Origin of the sequence: uncultured Azohydromonas sp. (genome assembly GCF_937926365.1) — a bacterium.
Classification (GTDB): Bacteria; Pseudomonadota; Gammaproteobacteria; order Burkholderiales; family Burkholderiaceae_C; genus Azohydromonas.
This window is the reverse complement of record NZ_CALAOH010000007.1, coordinates 1-2511: the sequence shown is the minus strand read 5'-3', so window position 1 is coordinate 2511 and position 2511 is coordinate 1. Positions and strand designations below refer to the sequence as shown.

Sequence of the window (2511 nt, the reverse complement as noted above, 5' to 3'; positions counted from 1 at the left end):
CGCGCGAGCGCTGGCGCGAGCAGCAGCAGCGCCCGCGCGAGGTGGGTGCGCGCGAGCTGCCCTCGCGCGAGGCGCTGGCCGGCATCGTGGCCGGGCTGCGCGGGGCGCTGTTCCCCATGCGCCTGGGCCCGCCCGACCTGCGCCAGGAGAGCGAGGACTACTACGTCGGCCACACGCTGCACGCCGTGCTCGGCGCGCTGCAGGAGCAGGTGGCGCTGGAGCTGCTGCACCAGCAGCGCCAGGCCGCGCGCGGCGCGGCGCCGGGCGAAGGCCCGCAGCCGCAGGTGCAGCTGCGGGCGGCGGCGGTGGTGCGCGACTTCGCCGCCACGCTGCCGGGCATCCGCACGCTGCTGGACAGCGACGTGCTGGCCGCCTTCCACGGCGACCCGGCCGCGCGCGGCGTGGACGAGGTGCTGCTGTGCTACCCCGGCATCCAGGCCATGGTCCACCACCGCATCGCGCACGCGCTGCACACGCTGGGCGTGCCGCTGCTGGCGCGGCTGGTGGCGGAGCTGGCGCATGGCGAGACCGGCATCGACATCCATCCCGGCGCGCGCATCGGTCCGGGCTGCTTCATCGACCACGGCACCGGCGTCGTGATCGGCGAGACGGCGCGCATCGGCGCCAACGTGCGGCTGTACCAGGCCGTGACGCTGGGCGCGCGGCGCTTCGAGACCGACGAGGAGGGCCACCTGCAAAAAGGCGGCGCGCGGCACCCGATCGTCGAGGACGAGGTGGTGATCTACGCCGGCGCCACCATCCTGGGCCGCGTGACCATCGGCCGCGGTTCCGTCATCGGCGGCAACGTCTGGCTCACGCGCAGCGTCGCGCCGGGCAGCCACGTGACGCAGGCGCTCACGCGCGAGGAGGGGGCGGCGCAGGGCAAGGCGGCCGAGGCCGTGGAAACACGCGAGCGGCCGACCGACGACATCCCGCCGTGAGGGACACAGGGCGTCGGCCGTGAGCTGGAGCTGCTTCCTCAATTGCTTCGTCATTCCCGCGAAGGCGGGAATCCAGGCGGCCCCACGTCGGATCGAGGCGGCCATGCCGGCGTTTCGATGCCGTGGCCCCAGCGCTCCTGCAAACCAGCCTCCGGCTGACATGGGGACCGCCTGGATCCCCGCCTGCGCGGGGATGGCGGAGTAGTCAGCGAAGCAGACCAGCTACCGGCCACCAACCTTCAGCCACTGGCCAACGGCCTTCGTTCGGCCACCGTCCCTGGCCTCACAACCACCGGCCCCGCCTTCCCGCAAGCAACCGTGCCTTTTCAAAGGCATGGCGGGGCTTCCCTTGCCCGAACACACCCGCTGCACCCGCGGCGCCAACCACCCGCAGGCCCCGCCTGCACGACTCAACCAGAGAGGAGAAAACCCATGAACCTTCCCGCCGAGCCCTTCGCGGCCGACACCGCCCAGCCGCACACCGTGCTGGGCGACGCCGCCGCGCGGCAGTTGGCCAACGCCACCAAGACCACGCCCGTCCTGCCCACGCTCACGCCGCGCTGGCTCACGCACCTGCTGCAGTGGCTGCCGGTGGAAGCCGGCGTGTACCGGCTCAACAAGGTGCGCAACCCGCAGGACGTGAAGGTGCTGTGCGCCAAGCGCGACGAGGCCGAGCTGCCCGCCACCTTCGTGGACTACGAGGACCGGCCGCGCGAGTTCCAGCTCAACGCGCTGAGCACCGTGCTGGACGTGCACACCCGCGTTTCCGACCTCTACAGCAGCCCGCACGACCAGATCAAGGAGCAGCTGCGGCTGACCATCGAGACCATCAAGGAGAAGCAGGAGAACGAGCTGATCAACAACCCGGACTACGGGCTGCTGGCCAGCGTGCATCCGGACCAGATCGTGTACCCGCTCACCGGCGCGCCCACGCCGGACGACCTGGACGAGCTGCTGGTGCGGGTGTGGAAGGAGCCGGCCTTCTTCCTGACGCACCCGCTGGCCATCGCCGCCTTCGGGCGCGAGTGCACGCGCCGCGGCGTGCCCCCGCCCACCGTCAGCCTGTTCGGCTCGCAGTTCCTGACCTGGCGCGGCATCCCGCTGATCCCCAGCGACAAGGTGCCCGTGGCCGACGGCAAGACCAAGATCCTGCTGCTGCGCGTGGGCGACAAGCGCCAGGGCGTGGTGGGCCTGTACCAGCCGGGGCTGCCGGGCGAGCAGAGCCCGGGGCTGTCGGTGCGCTTCATGGGCATCAACCGGCACGCGATCGCCTCCTACCTGATCAGCCTGTACTGCTCGCTGGCGGTGCAGAGCGACGACGCGCTGGCGGTGCTGGAGGACGTGGAAATCGGCAAGTACCACGACTACCCGGACACCTACAAGTAATCGGAGCGCCGGCCCATGTCGAGTCTTCCTTCTTCCGAGGCCGTGCCGCCGGGGCTGCCCGACCCGGCCGTGCTGGCGCGGCTGGCCGGCGAGTTCTTCGCCGCCTTGCCGGGCCAGGCGCCGGCGCCGGCCGCCTCGCCGGTGCTGCAGCGGCTGCTGTCCTCCCCGGGTCCGCTGGACGCGG

Annotated in this window: 2 protein-coding genes; both read left to right on the top strand. The window is 72.1% G+C overall.

The annotated features are described in order from the left end of the window. On the top strand, window positions 1-941 hold a 941-nt coding region (epsC, locus tag Q0741_RS00400), incomplete at its 5' end, for a serine O-acetyltransferase EpsC (protein ID WP_298231225.1). Window positions 942-1373: 432 nt separating this feature from the next. After that, a complete protein-coding gene (locus Q0741_RS00395; protein WP_298231224.1) occupies window positions 1374-2327 on the top strand; it encodes a family 2A encapsulin nanocompartment shell protein in 954 nt (317 codons plus the stop codon). Window positions 2328-2511 lie beyond the last annotated feature (184 nt).